At 56.7% G+C, this 1,058-nt stretch carries 2 protein-coding genes; one reads left to right on the top strand and one right to left on the bottom strand.

Annotated elements, in window-relative coordinates; all coding sequences use genetic code 11:
• A partial coding sequence (locus tag F4U95_RS24520; RefSeq protein WP_150426544.1) for an integrase catalytic subunit occupies nt 1-113 on the top strand: 113 nt, incomplete at its 5' end.
• Between the two features lie 253 nt (nt 114-366).
• Here F4U95_RS24520 and F4U95_RS24515 read toward each other — a convergent pair.
• A complete protein-coding gene (locus F4U95_RS24515) occupies nt 367-810 on the bottom strand; it encodes a pyridoxamine 5'-phosphate oxidase family protein (RefSeq protein WP_120252915.1) in 444 nt (147 codons plus the stop codon).
• Nucleotides 811-1,058: the final 248 nt, after the last annotated feature.

Raw genomic sequence — 1,058 nt, 5'->3', positions numbered from 1 at the left:
GCCTGGGCTACCGGCCACCGGCACCGGAAACGGCGACACCGCCATATCCGGCCTCCGGTTCCGCTTCGCTCCACCTCCGTCCGGATATGGCGGCGATGCGCTTAATGCACTAACAAACCAATCGGTCCACTCGGTGGGGGCAGACCAGATTTCGATGCCTCGCCACATTGCTCAGCAAGTTAGCGTATCTGACATGCATCATCATTTTGCCAGTTGCCACTTGAAACGATTTTGGTGCTGCCAGCAATCTACCAAGAAGGGCACCCGGCCTCAGCTGACGTCAGTTGACCCAACGCAGTTGGTTATAAGGGGGGCTGGCGCCAGCCTTGCCGAACCGGCGCCACGAGGGCTTGCAGTCAGACGTCATCAATGGGCGCCATCCATCAGTAGCTCGCCTTCCTCTTCGCCATCCCAATAATGAGCGCGCTCGCCGATCACCTTGAGTAGGACAAGGCCAGGCATTTGCGGACCCTGCGGCCACCATTTTTCCAGGCCTATCGTCCAATGCGTTTCAAACTGGTCCTTGTCGCGGATGAGCATGGCAGTGCCTTGCACTGCCAGAAAGAAGGGGCGTCGGCTGAATAAACCCGATTTACCCTGATAGCTCAGATTGACTGCGGGGTCGGCCTTGAAATCCGACACCATGAGCGTGGTCTCTTCCGTGAAAAACCAGGCGCTACCGTCATAATCGACTTCGCGGTTATTGCTTATCAGACGTGATCCGATCGCGCCGCCGCCACTATGGGTGGCAAGCATCGCGAAATCGATTTCCTTCATCTTGCGCGACAGATTTTCAAGCAGCATGGACATGGCCGTTTTCCTGTTGTTGCAGCATCAACGCACAAGCAGGAACAACGGGCCACCTCAAAGCGAGGCATCGGCTATAAGACCATATCCGCTTGGGGAGGGTTTGAAGCGCCCCGGGTTTTCAGGAGGCAGTTTTCATTGGGCTATGCAGCCATATCGAGGTTCTCGAGGGCTGCATAGTAATTGTCTTCGGCCTCAGCGGGCGGGATGTGCCCGATAGGGCCGAAGAGCCGGTGATTGTTGTACCAATC

Origin of the sequence: Sphingobium limneticum (assembly GCF_008710165.1) — a bacterium.
GTDB classification, from domain to species: domain Bacteria; phylum Pseudomonadota; class Alphaproteobacteria; order Sphingomonadales; family Sphingomonadaceae; genus Sphingobium; species Sphingobium limneticum.
Note: the sequence above shows the minus strand (reverse complement) of the source record. Positions and strands in the feature narration are given on the sequence as shown.

Coding starts and splice junctions, on each gene's coding strand:
- F4U95_RS24515 (WP_120252915.1), bottom strand. CDS start 810: ATGTCCATGCTGCTTGAAAATCTGTCGCGCAAGATGAAGGAAATCGAT.